17 protein-coding genes are annotated in these 16,154 nt (G+C 65.5%); 9 read left to right on the top strand and 8 right to left on the bottom strand.

All coding sequences use genetic code 11. The annotated features are described in order from the left end of the window. Positions 1 to 63 precede the first annotated feature (63 nt). Entirely contained in the window at positions 64 to 960 is an 897-nt protein-coding gene (locus tag N5B55_RS16160; RefSeq protein WP_369812412.1) for an amino acid ABC transporter substrate-binding protein, read from the top strand. A gap of 210 nt (positions 961 to 1,170) precedes the next feature. Beyond that, positions 1,171 to 2,079: an amino acid ABC transporter substrate-binding protein gene (locus tag N5B55_RS16155; protein ID WP_065860042.1), complete on the top strand. Its 909-nt coding sequence runs from the start codon at positions 1,171 to 1,173 to the stop codon at positions 2,077 to 2,079. A 307-nt stretch (positions 2,080 to 2,386) separates the two neighbouring features. On the opposite strand, the gene N5B55_RS16150 is transcribed toward N5B55_RS16155, so the two are convergent. Beyond that, complete coding sequence (locus N5B55_RS16150) at positions 2,387 to 4,117, bottom strand: GMC family oxidoreductase (RefSeq protein WP_304538676.1); 1,731 nt, start codon at positions 4,115 to 4,117, stop codon at positions 2,387 to 2,389. 350 nt (positions 4,118 to 4,467) lie between these two features. Here N5B55_RS16150 and N5B55_RS16145 point away from each other — a divergent pair, with 350 nt between their 5' ends. Further along, positions 4,468 to 5,892: a coniferyl aldehyde dehydrogenase gene (locus N5B55_RS16145; protein WP_304538675.1), complete on the top strand. Its 1,425-nt coding sequence runs from the start codon at positions 4,468 to 4,470 to the stop codon at positions 5,890 to 5,892. Positions 5,893 to 5,951: 59 nt separating this feature from the next. Continuing rightward, positions 5,952 to 6,839 carry a LysR family transcriptional regulator gene (locus N5B55_RS16140; RefSeq protein WP_304538674.1) on the top strand — a complete coding sequence of 296 codons (888 nt, stop codon included), beginning with the start codon at positions 5,952 to 5,954 and terminating at the stop codon, positions 6,837 to 6,839. Positions 6,840 to 6,899: 60 nt separating this feature from the next. Here the strand turns inward: N5B55_RS16140 and N5B55_RS16135 are convergent, their stop codons facing one another. From N5B55_RS16135 to N5B55_RS16125, 3 genes are all read right to left on the bottom strand, one after another. Further along, entirely contained in the window at positions 6,900 to 7,184 is a 285-nt protein-coding gene (locus tag N5B55_RS16135; RefSeq protein ID WP_012436805.1) for a hypothetical protein, read from the bottom strand. A gap of 457 nt (positions 7,185 to 7,641) precedes the next feature. Beyond that, entirely contained in the window at positions 7,642 to 7,863 is a 222-nt protein-coding gene (locus tag N5B55_RS16130; RefSeq protein ID WP_009239453.1) for a hypothetical protein, read from the bottom strand. A 109-nt stretch (positions 7,864 to 7,972) separates the two neighbouring features. Further along, a complete protein-coding gene (locus tag N5B55_RS16125) occupies positions 7,973 to 8,416 on the bottom strand; it encodes an acyl-CoA thioesterase (RefSeq protein WP_304538673.1) in 444 nt (147 codons plus the stop codon). A gap of 284 nt (positions 8,417 to 8,700) precedes the next feature. On the opposite strand from N5B55_RS16125, the gene N5B55_RS16120 reads away from it, so the two are divergent. The 3 genes from N5B55_RS16120 (at position 8,701) to N5B55_RS16110 (ending at position 11,217) form a co-directional block, all read left to right on the top strand. Beyond that, entirely contained in the window at positions 8,701 to 9,090 is a 390-nt protein-coding gene (locus N5B55_RS16120; protein WP_065860038.1) for an RT0821/Lpp0805 family surface protein, read from the top strand. A gap of 145 nt (positions 9,091 to 9,235) precedes the next feature. Next, on the top strand, positions 9,236 to 9,901 hold the full coding sequence (locus N5B55_RS16115) for a response regulator transcription factor (RefSeq protein WP_065860037.1): 666 nt from the start codon (positions 9,236 to 9,238) through the stop codon (positions 9,899 to 9,901). Then, positions 9,877 to 11,217 (top strand): ATP-binding protein, encoded by a 1,341-nt coding sequence (locus tag N5B55_RS16110; protein ID WP_369812411.1) that lies wholly within the window; start codon positions 9,877 to 9,879, stop codon positions 11,215 to 11,217. The genes N5B55_RS16115 and N5B55_RS16110 overlap by 25 nt, the downstream gene beginning before the upstream one ends. 18 nt (positions 11,218 to 11,235) lie before the next feature. Here the strand turns inward: N5B55_RS16110 and N5B55_RS16105 are convergent, their stop codons facing one another. Together N5B55_RS16105 and N5B55_RS16100 are read right to left on the bottom strand one after the other, a co-directional pair. Continuing rightward, on the bottom strand, positions 11,236 to 12,099 hold the full coding sequence (locus N5B55_RS16105; RefSeq protein ID WP_304538672.1) for a DMT family transporter: 864 nt from the start codon (positions 12,097 to 12,099) through the stop codon (positions 11,236 to 11,238). A gap of 358 nt (positions 12,100 to 12,457) precedes the next feature. Further along, the gene (locus N5B55_RS16100; RefSeq protein WP_015856024.1) at positions 12,458 to 12,730 is read right to left on the bottom strand and encodes a metal/formaldehyde-sensitive transcriptional repressor; all 273 of its coding nucleotides are present in this window, start codon (positions 12,728 to 12,730) and stop codon (positions 12,458 to 12,460) included. 318 nt (positions 12,731 to 13,048) lie between these two features. Here N5B55_RS16100 and N5B55_RS16095 point away from each other — a divergent pair, with 318 nt between their 5' ends. Further along, positions 13,049 to 13,357 carry a hypothetical protein gene (locus N5B55_RS16095; protein ID WP_304538671.1) on the top strand — a complete coding sequence of 103 codons (309 nt, stop codon included), beginning with the start codon at positions 13,049 to 13,051 and terminating at the stop codon, positions 13,355 to 13,357. Between the two features lie 58 nt (positions 13,358 to 13,415). Here N5B55_RS16095 and N5B55_RS16090 read toward each other — a convergent pair whose 3' ends face one another. Next, positions 13,416 to 14,312 (bottom strand): LysR family transcriptional regulator, encoded by an 897-nt coding sequence (locus N5B55_RS16090; RefSeq protein WP_178959661.1) that lies wholly within the window; start codon positions 14,310 to 14,312, stop codon positions 13,416 to 13,418. Between the two features lie 101 nt (positions 14,313 to 14,413). On the opposite strand from N5B55_RS16090, the gene tam reads away from it, so the two are divergent. Then, positions 14,414 to 15,193 carry a trans-aconitate 2-methyltransferase gene (gene tam, locus N5B55_RS16085; RefSeq protein ID WP_304538670.1) on the top strand — a complete coding sequence of 260 codons (780 nt, stop codon included), beginning with the start codon at positions 14,414 to 14,416 and terminating at the stop codon, positions 15,191 to 15,193. 86 nt (positions 15,194 to 15,279) lie between these two features. Here tam and N5B55_RS16080 read toward each other — a convergent pair whose 3' ends face one another. Further along, positions 15,280 to 16,116 (bottom strand): bifunctional allantoicase/(S)-ureidoglycine aminohydrolase, encoded by an 837-nt coding sequence (locus N5B55_RS16080; RefSeq protein ID WP_178959659.1) that lies wholly within the window; start codon positions 16,114 to 16,116, stop codon positions 15,280 to 15,282. Positions 16,117 to 16,154 lie beyond the last annotated feature (38 nt).

Here is a 16,154-nt window from a genome sequence, read left to right as displayed (position 1 = left end):
CTAGGGTTGGGGAGCCGCGCGAGCGCGCCGGCACCAGAAAAATAACCAGACAGGAGACATCCCGTGCCGCACCCGACCCGCGCCTTGCTCGCGGCCGGCCTGGCGTTGTGCGCTTTCCAGGCGTTGGCCCTACCCACCACCAGCCCCGTACTTGACCGCATCCGCGATACCGGCGCCGTCCGGCTGGCGTATCGCGAAAACTCCGTGCCGTTCTCCTATGTCGATGGCGGTAAGCCGGTGGGGTATTCGATCGACCTCTGCTCACGGCTGGTTGAGGCGCTCAAGGTGGCGGTCAAGCGGGCCGACCTGAACATCCAGTACGTGCCGGTGACGCCCGCCACGCGCATTGCCGCCATCACCGAGGGCAAGGCGGATCTGGAATGCGGCTCAACCAACAACACGCGTGAGCGGCGCGAGAAGGTAGCGTTCACTATCCCGCATTACATTGCCAGCAGCCGCATGCTGGTGAAAACCAGCTCCGGCATTCATCGCTGGGAAGACCTCAACAACAAGACGGTGGTGTCCACGCGCGGCAGCACGAACGGTGGGCAGATCCGCGCGATGGCCGATGCGCGCGTGCTCAAGGTCAACGTGGTGGAAGCCCGCGACCACACCGAAGCGTTCGGCCTGGTGGTGGCCGGCAAGGCCGATGCGTTTGCGATGGACGACGTGCTGCTCTATGGCTTCCGGGCCACGTCGCCGAACCCGGCGGACTACGCGGTCGTCGGCAGCAACCTGGCTGTAGCGCCGTACGCGATCATGCTCAGCAAGGACGACCCCGAGTTCAAAAAGGTCATCGACTTAGCGATGTCACGCATGATCCTCGATGGCGAGGCGGAAAAGCTTTACAAGAAGTGGTTCCAGCAGCCCATTCCGCCCAATGGCGTAAAGCTGGAGATCCCGATGAGCTTTCTGCTGCGCGACTCGTTCAAGTTCCCGACCGACAAGGTGGCGGATTGACGCAACGCCCCGCCCACCATGCACCGGAAAGGTGCTTGAGGGTATACCCGTAATCAGCGCATAATGCGCGCCCATGGCGGCGCGTGACATTGCTTCACGTTTTGGCATTCCCGGGGGAGTGACGGCGCGCACGCCAGAGCTGCGCCGACAGGGCAACAGCGCAGCCAGTCGTGCCACTAGAGCCCTAACCCTCTCCCAGGACCTTTGACGATGTCGTTTCCCGCGCGCACGTGGCTGCTGGCCGCGCTTGCCGTTCCCGCTGCTGTTTCCGCCGCATTCTTCTCACCCGACGTTGCTGCTGCCTCCCCGACGCTCGATCGCATCCGCGACTCCGGCACGGTGCATGTGGGGTATCGGGAAGACTCCATTCCGTTTTCGTATCTCGATGGCACCAAGCCGGTCGGCTACGCCATCGACATCTGCTCGCGTCTGATCGACTCGCTGCGCACGTCGCTCAAGCGCCCCGACCTGAAGGTGCAGTACGTGCCCGTCACGGCTGCCAACCGTCTGGACATCATCGCCACGGGCAAGGCCGATCTTGAGTGCGGCTCGACCAACAACTCGCCGGAGCGCCGGCAGAAGGTGGCCTTCACGATTCCGCACTACATCACCAAGGGGCGCATGCTGGTGAAAGCGAACTCGCCGATCCAGCAATGGGAAGACCTGAACGGCAAGACGGTGGTAGCCGCGCGCGGATCGACCAATGCCGACCTCGCACGCAAGCTCAACGAGACGGGCATGACGATGCAGGTGGTGGACGCAAATGACCTGCGCAGCGCCTTCGCCATGCTGACCGACGGTCGCGCCCAGGCCTTCGCGGGTGACGACATCCTGCTCTCGGGCATGCGCGCCATGGCCAAGAACCCGGCCGATTACCGCCTGGCGGGCAAGACGCAGCTCGTGTCGTCGTACGCGATCATGCTGAGCAAGCAGGATCCGGAGTTCAAGAAGCTGATCGACCAGTCGATGACGCGGCTGATTGTCGACGGCGAGGTGCCGAAGCTCTACAAGAAGTGGTTTCAGCAGCCGATTCCGCCGAATGGGGTGAATCTGGATGTGCCGATGAGTTATTTGCTGCGGGATTCGTTTAATACGCCTACGGATAGTGCTGGGAACTGAGGCGGGCAGCTGTTTTCCCCTGGCGGGGGTGGGCGCTTGTGGTGCATCCCTTGTTTCATCCCCTGCCGGGGCTGACTCACTTTCTTTGTCTTGCCAAAGAAAGTAAGCAAAGAAAGGCGCGCCCAAGATGGCGACTTCCCCTTGAATTTCTGTGACCGTGCGGGGAAGGAGGCAAACTCGCTGCGCTCAGACAGGCCTCCTTCCTTTTTCCGCCCGCTCACAGAAATTCAAGGCGCCATCTAGGGCTCCAACGGCCACACCGTTGGTATGCGGAGGGCGGCGCGGCCGCTCGTCGCCCTCGCTGTTTTCAGTGCACCTCGGCCGGTGCTGCTTGCGCCGGGGTGCTGCCCACCACATTCAGGGTCGGGCGCCCGCCCTGGCGGATCAGGTCGGATGCGCGCTCGGCAATCATGATGATTGGGGCGTTGGTGTTGCCGCCGATGAGCGTTGGCATGACCGAGCCGTCGATCACGCGCAGGCCCGTGACGCCGCGCACGCGCAGTTCGGGGTCGACGACGGCCATGCCATCGTCTGCGCTGCCCATCTTGCAGGTGCCGACGGGGTGGTAGATCGTGTCGGCGTGCTGGCGGATAAGGGCGCGAACGGCTTCGTCGTCGGAGCCATCGCCGCGGATGTTTGCCGAATACAACTCACGGCCGCCCAGGTCGGCCAGCGGGCGCTGCGCGAAGATGCTCTTCACGGCGCGGAAGCCGGCGAGCATGCCGGCCATGTCGTCGGGGTCAGAAAGGAACTTTGGATCGATCAGCGGTGCGTCGCGCGTGTCGGCGGAGGCCAGGCGCACTTCGCCGCGGCTCTTCGGGCGCAGCACGCAGACGTGGCACGAATAGCCGTGGCCGTAGTTGAACGTGCGGTTGTGGTTGTCGGCCATGGCGACAACGAAGTGCAGTTGCAGATCGGGATCGGCCAGATCGGGCCGGCTCTTGATGAAGCCGCCGGCTTCAGCAAAGTTGGTTGCCAGCATGCCGCGACGCTCGCGCCGGTAGCGCAGGATCTCGCTCAGCATGCGGGCGCTGCCGCGCGCGGAATAGCCGATCAAATCCAGGTTGAAGACCTTCTTGTGCAGGATGATGTCGAGGTGGTCCTGCAGGTTCTGCCCGACGCCGGGCAGGTCGTGTACGACCGGAATGCCCAGCGAGCGCAGATGCTCCGCCGGGCCCACGCCCGAGGCCATCAGCAACTGCGGCGACCCAAACGCGCCCGATGAGACGATCACCTCGCGGCGCGCGCGCAACGTTTCTGTGCGGCCCGCACGCTCCACCACCACGCCTGCCGCGCGCTTGCCTTCAAAGACGATGCGCAGCGCCTGCGTGTCGGGCATCACGGTGAGCTGGCGGCGGTTGCGGCTGAACGTGGCATCAGCCTTGTCGCCGCCGTGCAGGTAGGCACGTGCGGCGTTCCAGCGCTCGCCGTTGTATTGCGTCACCTGGTACGGACCGACGCCTTCCTGGTCGGGGCCGTTGAAATCGTTGTTGAGGCGGTAGCCTGCCGCCACGCCGGCCTCGACAAAGCGCTGGGCGATCGGGTTGCCGGTGCGCAGGTCGCTCACGTGCAGCGGGCCGGTACCGCCGTGCAGCGCGTCGTCATCGCGGCCGGCAAACCGCTCGTTGCCTTCGGAGCGCTTGAAGTAGGGCAGCACATCGCTCCAACTCCAGCCGGTGCAGCCGAGCGCGGCCCAGTGGTTGTAGTCGCTGGGCGTGCCACGGATGTAGATCATCGCGTTGAGCGACGAGCTGCCGCCCAGCCCCCGCCCGCGCGGCTGATAGCCCTGGCGGCCGCCCAGCCCCGCTTGCGGCACGGTCTGGAATCCATAGTTGCGCTTGTTCTTGAACGGCAGCGACGCCGCGCAACCGGCCGGCACCCAGACTGAAAGATGATGGTCGTGCGGGCCGGCTTCGAGCAGCGCGACAGTCACGTCCGGGTCTTCGGTCAGCCGGCTGGCAAGCGCGCAACCGGCCGACCCCGCGCCGACAATGACGTAGTCGAAGGTGAGCGCGGAACTCTGCGATTCGGTGGCCATGGGTGTCTCCGGATGGTTTTCTAATGGGCGAGCGACGCCGCCGGCTTATTGCCGGTCACGAATTCACATCCTAGGCGCGCCGGCTTGTTTGAAACGACCGGGCTTACCCGCATTAGAGGCATCGCTCGATGTCATGCAGCAAGGCGGCAAGAGACACCTCTGCAAACGCCGCACGGGCGCCAACAGCGGAATATTGCGACGCAGCATTTCAACGCTGGCACACGGTTGCGCGCGCTCCCGCAAGCCGGGCATGCCGCACACCGGGCGACCGTATCAGGCCGCCGCACGGGCGTCTGGCGACCATACTGCTTTGCAATTGCGCCGATCCGCCAACCTTGCCCGGAGCCCCCATGCAACCTGCCGATCTGCCCTCCCCGCATCTGTTGCGCATGCAGCAAACCTTTGAGGCCATGCGCGCCGCACACCAGGGCGACATGCTGCCCGCCTGGGCCGTGCGTCGTGATCGCCTGATGCGTCTGAAGCGCCTCCTGATGGACAACCGCGACGCCATTGCCCAGGCCGTCAGCGCAGACTTCGGCAACCGCTCGCGGCAAGAGACCGACCTGCTGGAAATTTTCCCGAGCGTGGACGGCATCAAGCATGCGCTGTCGCACGGCAAGCGCTGGATGCGCGTGCAGCGGCGCGGCGTGAGCCTGTGGTTCCGGCCCGCCAGCACGCGGCTGATTCCTCAACCGCTGGGGGTGGCCGGCATCGTCGTGCCGTGGAATTACCCGATCTACCTGACCGTCGGGCCGCTGGTGTCTGCGCTGGCCGCGGGCAACCGGGCGATGGTCAAGCTCTCGGAATACACGCCGCGCTTTTCCGCCCTGTTTGCCGACTTGGTCGAGCGCAGTTTTGCGGCCGATGAAGTGCGCGTCATCAATGGCGATGCGGCGGTGGCCGAGGCCTTCTCGCGGCTGCCGTTCGATCACCTGCTGTTCACCGGCTCCACCAACGTCGGCCATCACGTCATGCGCGCGGCCGCCGACAACCTCACGCCCGTGACGCTGGAGCTGGGCGGCAAATCGCCCACGCTGATCGGGCCGGATGCGGACTTTGACCGCGCAGTGGAGCGCACGCTGGTCGGCAAACTGCTCAACGCGGGGCAGACCTGCGTGGCGCCCGACTACGTGCTGCTGCCCGCCGGCACCGAACAGCGCTTCATCGATTCCGCCCGCAAGCTGGTCGGCAAGATGTACCCCGACATGGCCCGCAACCCCGATTACACAACGCTCATCAGCCCGCGCCACTTCCAGCGCATGGCGAGCCTCGCCGACGAGGCCCGCGAGCTGGGCGCACAGGTGCTGCACCTTACCAACGTTGCGCCCAACGACGCCACGCGCCTGTTCCCGCCCGCGCTCATCACCGGCGGCACCGACGACATGCGCGTCATGCAGGAAGAGATCTTTGGCCCGCTGCTGCCACTGGTGCCGTATCGCACGCTGAACGAAGCGATCGACTACATCAACGCGCGCCCGCGCCCGCTGGCGCTGTACCTGTTCGAGCGCAGCAACAGCACCGTCGACCGCGTGATGAGCAGCACCATCGCCGGCGGCGTCTGCATCAACGAAACCCTGCTGCACGTGGCGCAGGACGACCTGCCCTTTGGCGGCGTAGGCCCCAGCGGCATGGGCGCGTATCACGGTATCCACGGGTTCGAGCGCTTCTCGAAGATGAAGCCGGTGTTCCGGCAATCGGCCATCAACGGGCTGGGCCTGTTCCGTGCGCCGTACGGCAAGACGTTCGAGACCATGATGAAGCTGCTGGTGCGCTGAAAAAGTCATTAGCAACGATGAGGTATTCGCCGCCAAGCATTAGCTCCTAGAATGCAGCGATGGCCAAGAACCTCGACATCACCCTCGTGCGCACCTTCATTGCCGTGGCGGAAAACGCCAGCATGACGGTGGCCGCCAACGCGCTGCACCTCACGCAGGGCGCCATCAGCCAGCAGATCAAGCGGCTCGAAGACGCCTTCGAATGCCGCCTGTTCGAACGCGACGGCCGTCGGCTGGAACTCACCCACGCGGGCGAACGGTTCCTCGGCCGCGCCAAACGCCTGCTCGCCCTCAACGACGAAATCTGGGCCGACATGGCCGCCCGCCCGCTGCAGGGCCCGGTGCGCCTGGGTGTGCCTTACGACCTGGTCGGCACCGTTTTCCCGCCGATCTTCAAGGCATTTACCGAAGCGTGGCCGTCGGTGGAATTGACCATCGTCTGCGGCACCTCGCCCGAGCTGGCGGAAGGGATGGCGCGCGGCGAGCTGGACTTGGCCGTGGTCGAAGCGCCGGTGGATGAGGCCACGGGTGAATGCCTGTGCGTGGAACGTCTGGTGTGGGTGGGCCCGCGCGGCGGCAACGTGCATGCAAAGCGGCCGCTGCCCCTGTCGATGGTGGATGAAAACTGCGCCTTCCGCGCCCGCGTGCTCAAGGCGCTGGGCGAGCACGGCATCGAATGGCGCACGGTGTTCGAGAGCGGCAACATCGAAGCGACCACCGCCACGGTCCGCACCGGGCTCGCTGTTACGGCATGGCTGACACCGACGGTGCCGGCGGACTTGGACATTCTCGGGCCCGAAGCCGGCCTGCCCGAGCTGCCGATGTTTGCGATCAGCCTGCTGGTGCCCGCGCAAGGCGCGAGCCAGGCAACACAAGCGCTGGCGCAATGTATTCGAGACGGATTTTCTACGCGGCAGAGCGCGCTGGAGCGCAAGCGCGCGGCTTGATCTGCGATCGGCTGCCTATCTGGCATCCCCGGCCCGCCCCGGGGATACGTCCATCTGTTGTTATGCGGCGGTGATCTGCCGGCGCTCGATGGCGGCCAACACCTCCCATGTGTGCGGATCCACGTCGCTCCCCCCGAGCGACATCGACAGATAGGCGTCGATGGCATCGATAAAGCCTTTCACGAATGCCGGCGGATACGCGTGTTCCGAAAAGTACGTGAGCTGCTCGCGCAGCCTGCCGGGCCGGCAATGCCCAGGGTCGCGCATGACGCTGTGTGTGCGGCACAGAAACGCGCGCGCTGACACCGCGCCATCTAGGTAGAGGCGGTTTTTGGTCAGCGACATGCGGCACCTCCCGGTTGGGTGGGAAGCCTGCAGCGCCAAGGTGGGGGGGAAGGGTAAGACGCGGGGCGATGCCCGCTGAGTGCGGTAGCCATGTGGCCTCCGGGGATAGGTTGATGGAGGCTCGCCGCTCGCTGCTAAACGAGGGTGGCGGGCCTGACGACGGCGTTAGCAGACCGGCCCTATCCCAGCTACCGGCAGACCCGAAGGTCTCACCGCCCGGCCCGCCATGAAACACATAGGCGTGCACAAGCACCGGACACAAAAATGCCGCGCGAAAGGCGGCTGTCCGTCTGGGAAAAAGGGATGGGCTGCTAAACCCAGTCACCGTTGGTGCGGTGACGGTGGGGATTATATGTGCCCGTATGGCGGCAAGGACCCGCGTCGAACGCACGGCACCAAAAAACAAAAACCCCGCCAACCGGCGGGGTCCCCAAATCCTTTTGAGCCTGCAAGCCAATCAAGCCTGTGGCGCTGCCCCATCTTCCGGAGCCGCCTCGGCGCCTTCGGCCTTGGCTTCGTCCTTCTTTTCGATCATCTCTTCCAGTGCGCCCGCGCCCTTGAAACCGGCGACGGCCGCGACGGCCTTGGTCAGCAGGCCGGCATCCGGATCGACTTTCTCGGCGGCTTCAACGGCGGCGACGGCGCCGGCGATCTTGCCCACTTCATCCAACAGTCCCATGGTCACCTCCGCGTGATTGAACGGGAGAGCCATCTTCCCACCGGCTGATGGCGGAAGTGCAAGCAAAGTTAAAAATTTCTGGCGGACGTTCGTTTGCGTACCGCGGGCATCACTCTGCTTCTGCGCCGGCAGGGGTGGCGGTGAGCGCAGCTAGGCGCTGGCGGGCGCTGTCGGTAATTGGACTCGACTGGCGCGTCGCCACGTCGATCTGCACGATCACCGATTGCGACGTGGCGGCGCACTGGCCGTTCTGGAAGATGGCCTGCTCGAGCTTGACCGAGCTGCGGCCGACGCTCGCCACGCGCGTGCCGATCTGGACGGAGCCGGGCCAGAGCAGTTCGTTGCGGAAGTCGAGCACAAGCTGCGCGATGACGAACTCGCAGCCGGGTGCGGCCAGCGGACTCTCGGGCGAGAAGAGCATCTCCACGCGGCCCGTCTCCAGGTAGGTGGCGAAGACGGCGTTGTTGATGTGGCCCTGGCGGTCGGTGTCGCCGTAGCGGAGCTTGTCGGTCGAGTGCAGGGGGTAATCGGAAAGGGAGGGCGTGGTCGTCATGTGGAGCGCGGCGTCTGGGTCAATCTGCACATTCTGCCTGCCTTCCGGTGCAAGCGCTGACGGCGCGAGCGCGCCATGGCGGTTCCATTGGCTCGTATCAACGGGACGTTTTCAGCCGTGCTTGCCTCATGACGCGGAGCGCGGAGCTCAACCCCGCTGGGCAGCCCTTCCGCAGCGGCCAGCCGTTGCTGCCGGCGATGGAAACGAGCGCGCATTGTCACCGCAGGCCGATGCGGCATGGTTTAGGATGAAGGCACCTTTTTCGTCACATCCTGGGAGACCCCATGTCGCATCGCCGCCGTCTTGCGCTCGCCTTCGCGGGCGCCGCACTGTTTGCTGCCGCCACGCCTTCGTTTGCCTATTTCCGTAACGTGCTTGCCAGTACCATCATCGGCTCGATGAGCCCGACGGAGTTGAAGTCGTTCACCAAGGCCATCGGCGATGTGCTGAAGAGCACCGCCGACAACGCGCCCACGCAATGGAGTTCGCCCGCCACGGGCAGGCAACCTGCGGTCGACGCGACCATCACACCGCTGGAATCCAAGACCGAAGCCGGCCAGCCGTGCCGCCGTCTGCAGAGCGAGCTGACGCGCGGCAGCAGCAAGGAGCAGTGGACAGCCTGGCTATGCAAGCAGCCGAGCGGAGAATGGAAGTTGCGGCGGCTGGCGCAGTAAGGCATCGGCCACCGGGCGGCTATGGGTCACCTAAGTCTGCCTCGGCAGACTGGTGCGCAATCTCCATCCATCGCTCCAGAGAATCCGCCGGTATGCAGGCGCGGCGTGGTGCGCTGCAATCGGCCTGACCGTTCCCCAACACTGAATGCGAGTCCTCCTCGTTGAAGACGACCCGATGATCGGCGCGGCCGTGGAAGCGGCGCTGCAGGACGCCGCCTATGCGGTTGACTGGGTGCGCAACGGCCAGACTGCATTGGATGTGGCCGCACATCAACACTACGACCTGCTGCTGCTCGATCTCGGCCTGCCGGGAAAGGACGGCCACGCGGTGCTCGGCAGCTTGCGCGCCCGCGACAATCCGGTCCCCGTGTTGATCCTGACCGCGCGGGATGCGGTGGATGAGCGTGTACGCGGGCTCGACGGCGGTGCGGATGACTACATCCTCAAGCCATTCGAAATGGTCGAACTGCTCGCTCGCATGCGCGCCGTCCTGCGCCGCAAGGGCGGGGCAGCGAGCCCCGTGCTGACCAACGGCGTGCTGACGCTCGATCCGGCCGCACATGAAGCGCGCATGGGCGATGGCGAACCGGTACGCCTGTCCGCGCGCGAGTTTGCGTTGCTGCAGGCGCTCATGCTCCGGCCGGGCGCCATCCTTTCGCGCACGGAATTGGAAGAGCGCATCTACGGCTGGGGCCACGAGGTGGCGAGCAACGCGGTCGAATTCCTCATCCACGCCCTGCGCAAGAAGCTCGGCGCGCAGGCCATCAAGAACGTCAGGGGTGTGGGATGGATGGTGCCCAAGGGGCAATGACAGCGGATGCGCCTTCAGGTGCGTCCGTGCAGCGGCGGCTGTCGGTGTGGCTGTCGGTGATCATCGTCGCCGTGGCCGTGCTGGCCGGAGGCTTTGCGTTTGCTTCGGCTTTTCGCGAAGCGTATGCGTTGCAGGACGACGTGTTGCGCCAGGTCGGAGCGATGTTCGACCCGGAACATCTTCCCGCGCCGGGCAACCCGGCCAATGAGCCCAAGGTCTCGGACACGGAGGCGCGCGTGATCGTCCAGGTGCTGCCGCCGGCTGGCGGTGCGCCCACCGCCGACACCCCCGTGCTCACCGACGGCATGCAGACTGCACGCCTCGGCGCGAGACAGTACCGCGTGTGGGTCCGCACGCTGGTCAACGGACAGCGAATCGCCGTGGCGCAGGAGACCGCCGTGCGCGACGAAACCGCCCGCGACAGCGCGTTGCGCACTTTGATGCCGTTCCTGATCCTCGTGCCCATCCTGCTGCTGGCCGTGGCCCACGTGTTGCGCAAGATGTTTGCGCCCATCAAGCGGCTGGCGCATGAGGTGGACCAACGGGACGAGCGGCAACTGCACGCCATCGCCCCTGAAGTCGTGCCCGACGAAGTGCGCCCGTTCGTGGTCGCCATCAACCGCCTGCTCGCGCGCGTGCAGCAGTCCATGGACGCCCAGCACCGCTTTGTTGCCGATGCCGCGCACGAACTGCGCACCCCCCTGTCCGCACTGTCGCTGCAGGCCGAGCGGCTCGGGCAGGCTGCGATGTCACCCGACGCGCAGGCGCGTCTTGGCACGCTGCGCCAGGGCATCGAGCGTAGCCGTGGGCTGCTCGAACAGCTCCTCACCCTGGCGCGCGCGCAAGAGGCCACCGGCGTGCCAACGGGCACCGTCTCCGTCCAAAGCGTGTTCCGCAGCGTGCTGGAAGACCTCATGCCGCTTGCGGACGCCAAACAGCTCGACATGGGCGTCACCACCGAAGCCGATGCACGCGTCCATGCCAGCGAACTCGATCTCTTTGTCGTAGTGCGCAACCTGGTGGACAACGCGATTCGCTACACGCCGGAAGGCGGGCGCATCGACCTGTCGGTCGCCAATGACGCGCACGTTGTGTCGATTGCCGTGCAGGACACCGGGCCCGGCATCCCCCTAGAAGAGCGCGCGCGCGTGTTCGACCCGTTCTATCGGGTGCTCGGCAATGAGGCGACCGGCTCGGGGCTCGGGTTGTCGATCGTGAGTACGGTGGTGCGGCGACTCGGCGGGGAGGTGGAACTCGGCGAGGCGGATGATCGTGCCAGCGGGCTGCGGGTGACGGTGCGGTTGCCGTCCGCCTAGCGGCAACCGCACACCAATCTACCGCCGCACCCGGAATACCACCGCCAACCCCAGCAGAATCATCGCCATCCCCGCCACTGCAACGGGCGCAAGGCGATGCCCCAGCACAAGATCATCCAGCAGCGCCGTGACAACCGGCACGAGGTAGAACAAGCTCGTCACGTTGACGAGGTTGCCGTGCTGCATGAGCCGGTAGAACAGCAACTGCGCACCCACCGACATCACCACGCCCATCCACAACAAGGCAGCGATGCCGGGCAGGCTGGGCATGAATACCAGCGATTGCGCGGGATGCGCGATGGCGAACCCAACGCACAGCACGAGGCTCACCGCGTTCTGCAGCGGCAGCGTATCGATCGGCGACTGGTTCAGCAGCTTCTGGCCGATGGCGCCCAGCGTCATGCTGAGGAGCGCGGCGAACGCATAGCCGAGACCGGCCATTGGCACTTGGCGCGCGTCGGCCCCGCCCACCACCAGCGAGAGGCCGCCCAACGCCAGCAAGAGGCCGGCCATCCGCCGTGCAGACCACGTGCGCTCGGTCGCCAGCAGCGTGAGCAGCGGCTGCACGCCGAGCACCGTGGCCAGGAGCCCGGGCGTGAGGCCGCGGTCCAGCGCAAGCAGATAGCAGATCGAATAGCCGCCGGTCAGCAATGCACCGGTGGCGGCGACCTTCAGCCGTGAGCCGGGCGCCGGCCACCACCGCCCCCGCCCGAGGCCAAGCCCCGCCAGCACCAAAGACGCGAGCGCAAAGCGCCCAACCAGAAACGCGAACGCGGGGACATGCTGCACCCCGATCTCCGCAAAGATTGCACCGCTGCTCCACAGCAGCACGAATAGAACCGTCGCGCCGGACCCTGCCAGCGCGGCTTGCATGGAAGGCATTCCACTCACCTGTCGAAAAGAGATGTCGGGTTCCGGCGCGCAGGCAAGCGCCTGCCTCGGGCGTGTGCCCGAGCCTGGTTCAGGTCAACCGGAAACGAAGCGGCTGAAAGTCAGCCGAATGCGGGCAGATGTGGCGGCGGCGGCGCGCCGACGTCGTAGCCCGAAGAGACGACAGGAGGAGGGAAGGGCCCGGGCTGCACGCAGGGGTCATCCACGCGGGCGCGATGGCCGGCAACGAGGAGGGTGGCGTGAAGTCGGGGCATGAAGACGAAGATTCGGAAAGCTTCAGAAAATCGGAATTGGCCGATGGCGTTTGCGCAGCCTATCGGGATCGCGCGCATGGTGCAAGGGCGGCACGCTACTTGAGATACGATTTGATCACTTGCATCACCGCGTCGAGGTCTTGCTGGCGCTGCGCCTCGGCGGGCTCCTTGACAACGTGATCTGTCAGGTGGCCCTCGATGACCGCGGCCATCAGCCCGTTCACCGCGCCGCGAATGGCGGCAATCTGCTGGAGGACGGCCGTGCAATCGCCCTCTTCGGCGAGTTGTTTTTCAAGCGCGGCGGCCTGCCCCTGAATACGCCGGACGCGCGCCTGCAGCTTGGCTTTGTCGCGGATGGTATGGGCCATGGGTCGGATATCGAGGTGATGTGAATGATGTGCGAGGGTAGCATCCCAGTGGCGTCTACGTCGGGTGGCTGGGCCTGCACAGCTTGATGCAGCGGCCGCAACAGCCGCAACATCCACGCGTTTTTCGCGAGGGCCGCATCCACTGCCGCACGGGCTGCGTATCTGCAGGTACAGGCTGGTGCGGCATTTTTTCGTCGATGCAGTGTCAGGTTTGCAGGTGCACCGCGACCAACCTGTGGGACGCAAGCGGCCACGCGCCGCCGGCGATCCGATGGGATGCCGCCTCCGGCGGCACGTTCACCGTACGAGGAGTTCACCATGCACACCCGCCGCATTACCCTGGCCTTGCTTGCCACCCTTTCCGCTTCTGCCGCACTGTTCCTCGCACAACCGGCTGCTGCCGCGCAGGCCAAGTACGATCCGTATACGCAAGGCGCCGTCGACAAGACGGACCCGTTCACGCAAGGTGCCGACCGCCAAGCCGATACCTACGGTTATCTGTCGTGGAAGTACGATCGCTTCGATCCGTATGCGCAGGGCGCGGATCGGCAAACCAGCGCACATGATGTGCTCGCATGGCGCGGCGATACGCGCTACCCCGGCACGTCGGACGGCGCCAGCGCGTGAAGACCGCGTACGGCATGAGAGGCGGGCGCAGTGAGACACGGCCCCCTCTGTGCCGGCATCACGTCGGCGCTGTTGCCCCTTCGACGATTCGGTCATACAGCGCGCGCGCCGCAGGCGACAACTGCGCCGCCTTGCGCGTGACGAGCACCAGCGTGCGCGACACTTCCGGTTCGACGAGCTCGACCGTGCGGATCATCGGATACGCATTCTTCTGAATGGCGAGCCGTGGCACCACCGCCGCGCCCAACCCTTCCGCCACCAGCCCGAGCGCCGTTGAGCTGCGCTGTACTTCGTAGAACGAATGCAGCGTCACGCCGCTCGCCTTGAGTGCGCCGTCGAGCAGGCTGCGGTTGCCGCTGACCTCGCCGGCAAAGATGAGCGGGTGGGGCTGCAAGGCTTGCCATCGGATGCGGCGGCGCTTGGCCAACGGATGATCGTCGCGGCAGACCAGGACGTACGGATCGTTCGTCAGCGGCACGCTCACCAACTCCGGATGCTGATCGCCTGCAATGCTGATGCCGAACTCGGCCTCACGCCGCAGCACGGCTTGCAACACAGACGCCGAGGCGTGGTCGAGAATCTTCACGCGATCGTGCGGGCGGTGCTCGGAGAACGCGCGCAAGATGCGCGGGAGGTATTGCACGCCCACCGTCGGCACGCAGGCGATCGTGATGTCGCCGCGCTGGCTCAGGCCGGTCTCGCGAATCTCCGTGAGCGCGTCGGACAGCTCATTGAGCAGCCGCCGCGCCTGCGGCAGAAAGCGCTGACCGATTTCCGTCAGCTCCGTCCGGCGCGTCGTGCGCTCCACCAGTGCGACACCCAGAAACGCCTCCAGCTTGCGCAGGCGCTGCGTGATGGCGGTCTGCGTCACGTGCAGCGTTTCAGCGGCTTGCGTAAAGCTGCCGCACTCCGCAATTGCCACGAATGCCTGCACGCCGAGCGTATCGATTTTCATTAGATAAGTGAATGAATTCCAGCAATGAATTCATTTTACTGATCTCCGGTCATGCCACAGAATGCCCGTGTTCGATCGCAACCCCGGCAAGGAGAGCCCGCATGACCACGCAGCACGATTGGAGCGCAGATCAGTATGTGCGGTTTGAAGAAGAACGCACGCGGCCTGCCCGGGACTTGCTGGCCGCCGTGCCGCAAACGGCCATCCGCAGCGCCATCGACATCGGCTGCGGGCCAGGCAATTCCACCGAGGCACTGATGGCGCGCGCGCCCGGCGCGGCCGTCCGCGGGTTCGACACTTCGGCCGACATGATCGAGGCCGCGCGCAAGCGCCTGCCGCACGTGGATTTCGAGATCGCCGACATTGCCACGTGGAACCCGCCCGATGCGTTCGATCTGATCCTGGCGAACGCCGTGCTGCAATGGTTGCCCGATCACGGCACGCTGCTCCCGAAATTGATCGGCAAGCTGACGCAGGGCGGCCACCTGGCGGTGCAAATGCCCGACAACCTGGACGAGCCGACGCACCGCCTGATGCGCGAGGTGGCTGCCGACGGCCCGTGGGCCGGCAAGCTCAAGGGCGTCGAACGCACGGAGCGGTTTGACCCACGCCGCTACTACGCCATGCTGTCACCGCTGTGCCGTCGGGTGGACGTATGGCGCACCACGTATTACCACCCTCTGCGGGGTGGCGCGGATGCGGTGGTGGAATGGCTGAAGGGAACCGGCCTGCGCCCCTTCCTCGCGGCCTTGAACGAAGCCGAACGGCCCGTCTTCCTCGCGCGCTACCGCGATGCCATCGCCGCCGCCTATCCGGCACTCGACGATGGCACGGTGCTGCTGCCGTTTCCGCGCCTGTTCATCGTGGCGACGCGCAAGTAGGCGCAATCGCAGAAGCAGAAGCGCCGCCATGAAAAAAAGCCCGACGGCAAATACCGGCGGGCTTTTTTATCCGACCTCTGCGTCGCTTAACGCGACGGGTTCAGGGTCAGGTTCATATGACGGTTCACATCCTTGTACAGCAGATAACGGAAGCGGCCGGGGCCACCCGAATAGCAGGCCTGCGGGCAGAATGCGCGCAGCCACATGAAATCACCGGCTTCCACCTCGACCCAATCCTGGTTCAGGCGATAGACAGCCTTGCCTTCAAGCACATACAGGCCGTGCTCCATCACGTGGGTCTCGGCAAACGGAATCACACCGCCCGGCTCGAACGTGACGATGTTGACGTGCATGTCGTGGCGCATGTCGCTCATGTCGACAAAGCGCGTCGTCACCCAGGCGCCGTTGGTGCCCGGCATCGGGATCGGCTCGACGTCCTGTTCGTTGGTCACGAAGGCTTCCGGCAGGGGAATGCCATCGACGACCTGGTAGTGCTTGCGGATCCAGTGGAAGCGCACCGGGGCGTCGCTCACGTTGTGCAGCGTCCAGTCGGCGCTCGGCGGAATGAACGCGTAGCCGCCCGGCGTGAGCGTGTGCTTCTTGCCTTGCAGCGTCAGCTCGGCTTCGCCTTCAACGACGAACAGCACGGCTTCGGCGTTCTTGTCTTGCTCGGGCTTGTCGCTGCCGCCGCCCGGGTTCACTTCAACGATGTACTGCGAGAAGGTCTCGGCAAAACCCGACAGCGGGCGGGCGATCACCCACAGGCGCGTGTGGGTCCAGAACGGCAGCCAGCTCGTGACGATGTCGCGCATCACCCCCTTGGGGATCACCGCGTACGCCTCGGTGAACATCGCGCGATCGGTCAGTAGATCCGTCTGCGGCGGATGGCCGCCATGCGGCGCGTAATACGTGGTTTTAGACATGTTGCATTCAGGCAATGGGTTGGTCCGGCCCCGAGCGC

Origin of the sequence: Ralstonia pickettii (assembly GCF_030582395.1) — a bacterium.
Taxonomy (GTDB): Bacteria; Pseudomonadota; Gammaproteobacteria; order Burkholderiales; family Burkholderiaceae; genus Ralstonia; species Ralstonia pickettii_D.
The sequence above is the reverse complement of the archived record's forward strand: the minus strand, read 5'-3'. Positions and strand labels throughout refer to the sequence as shown.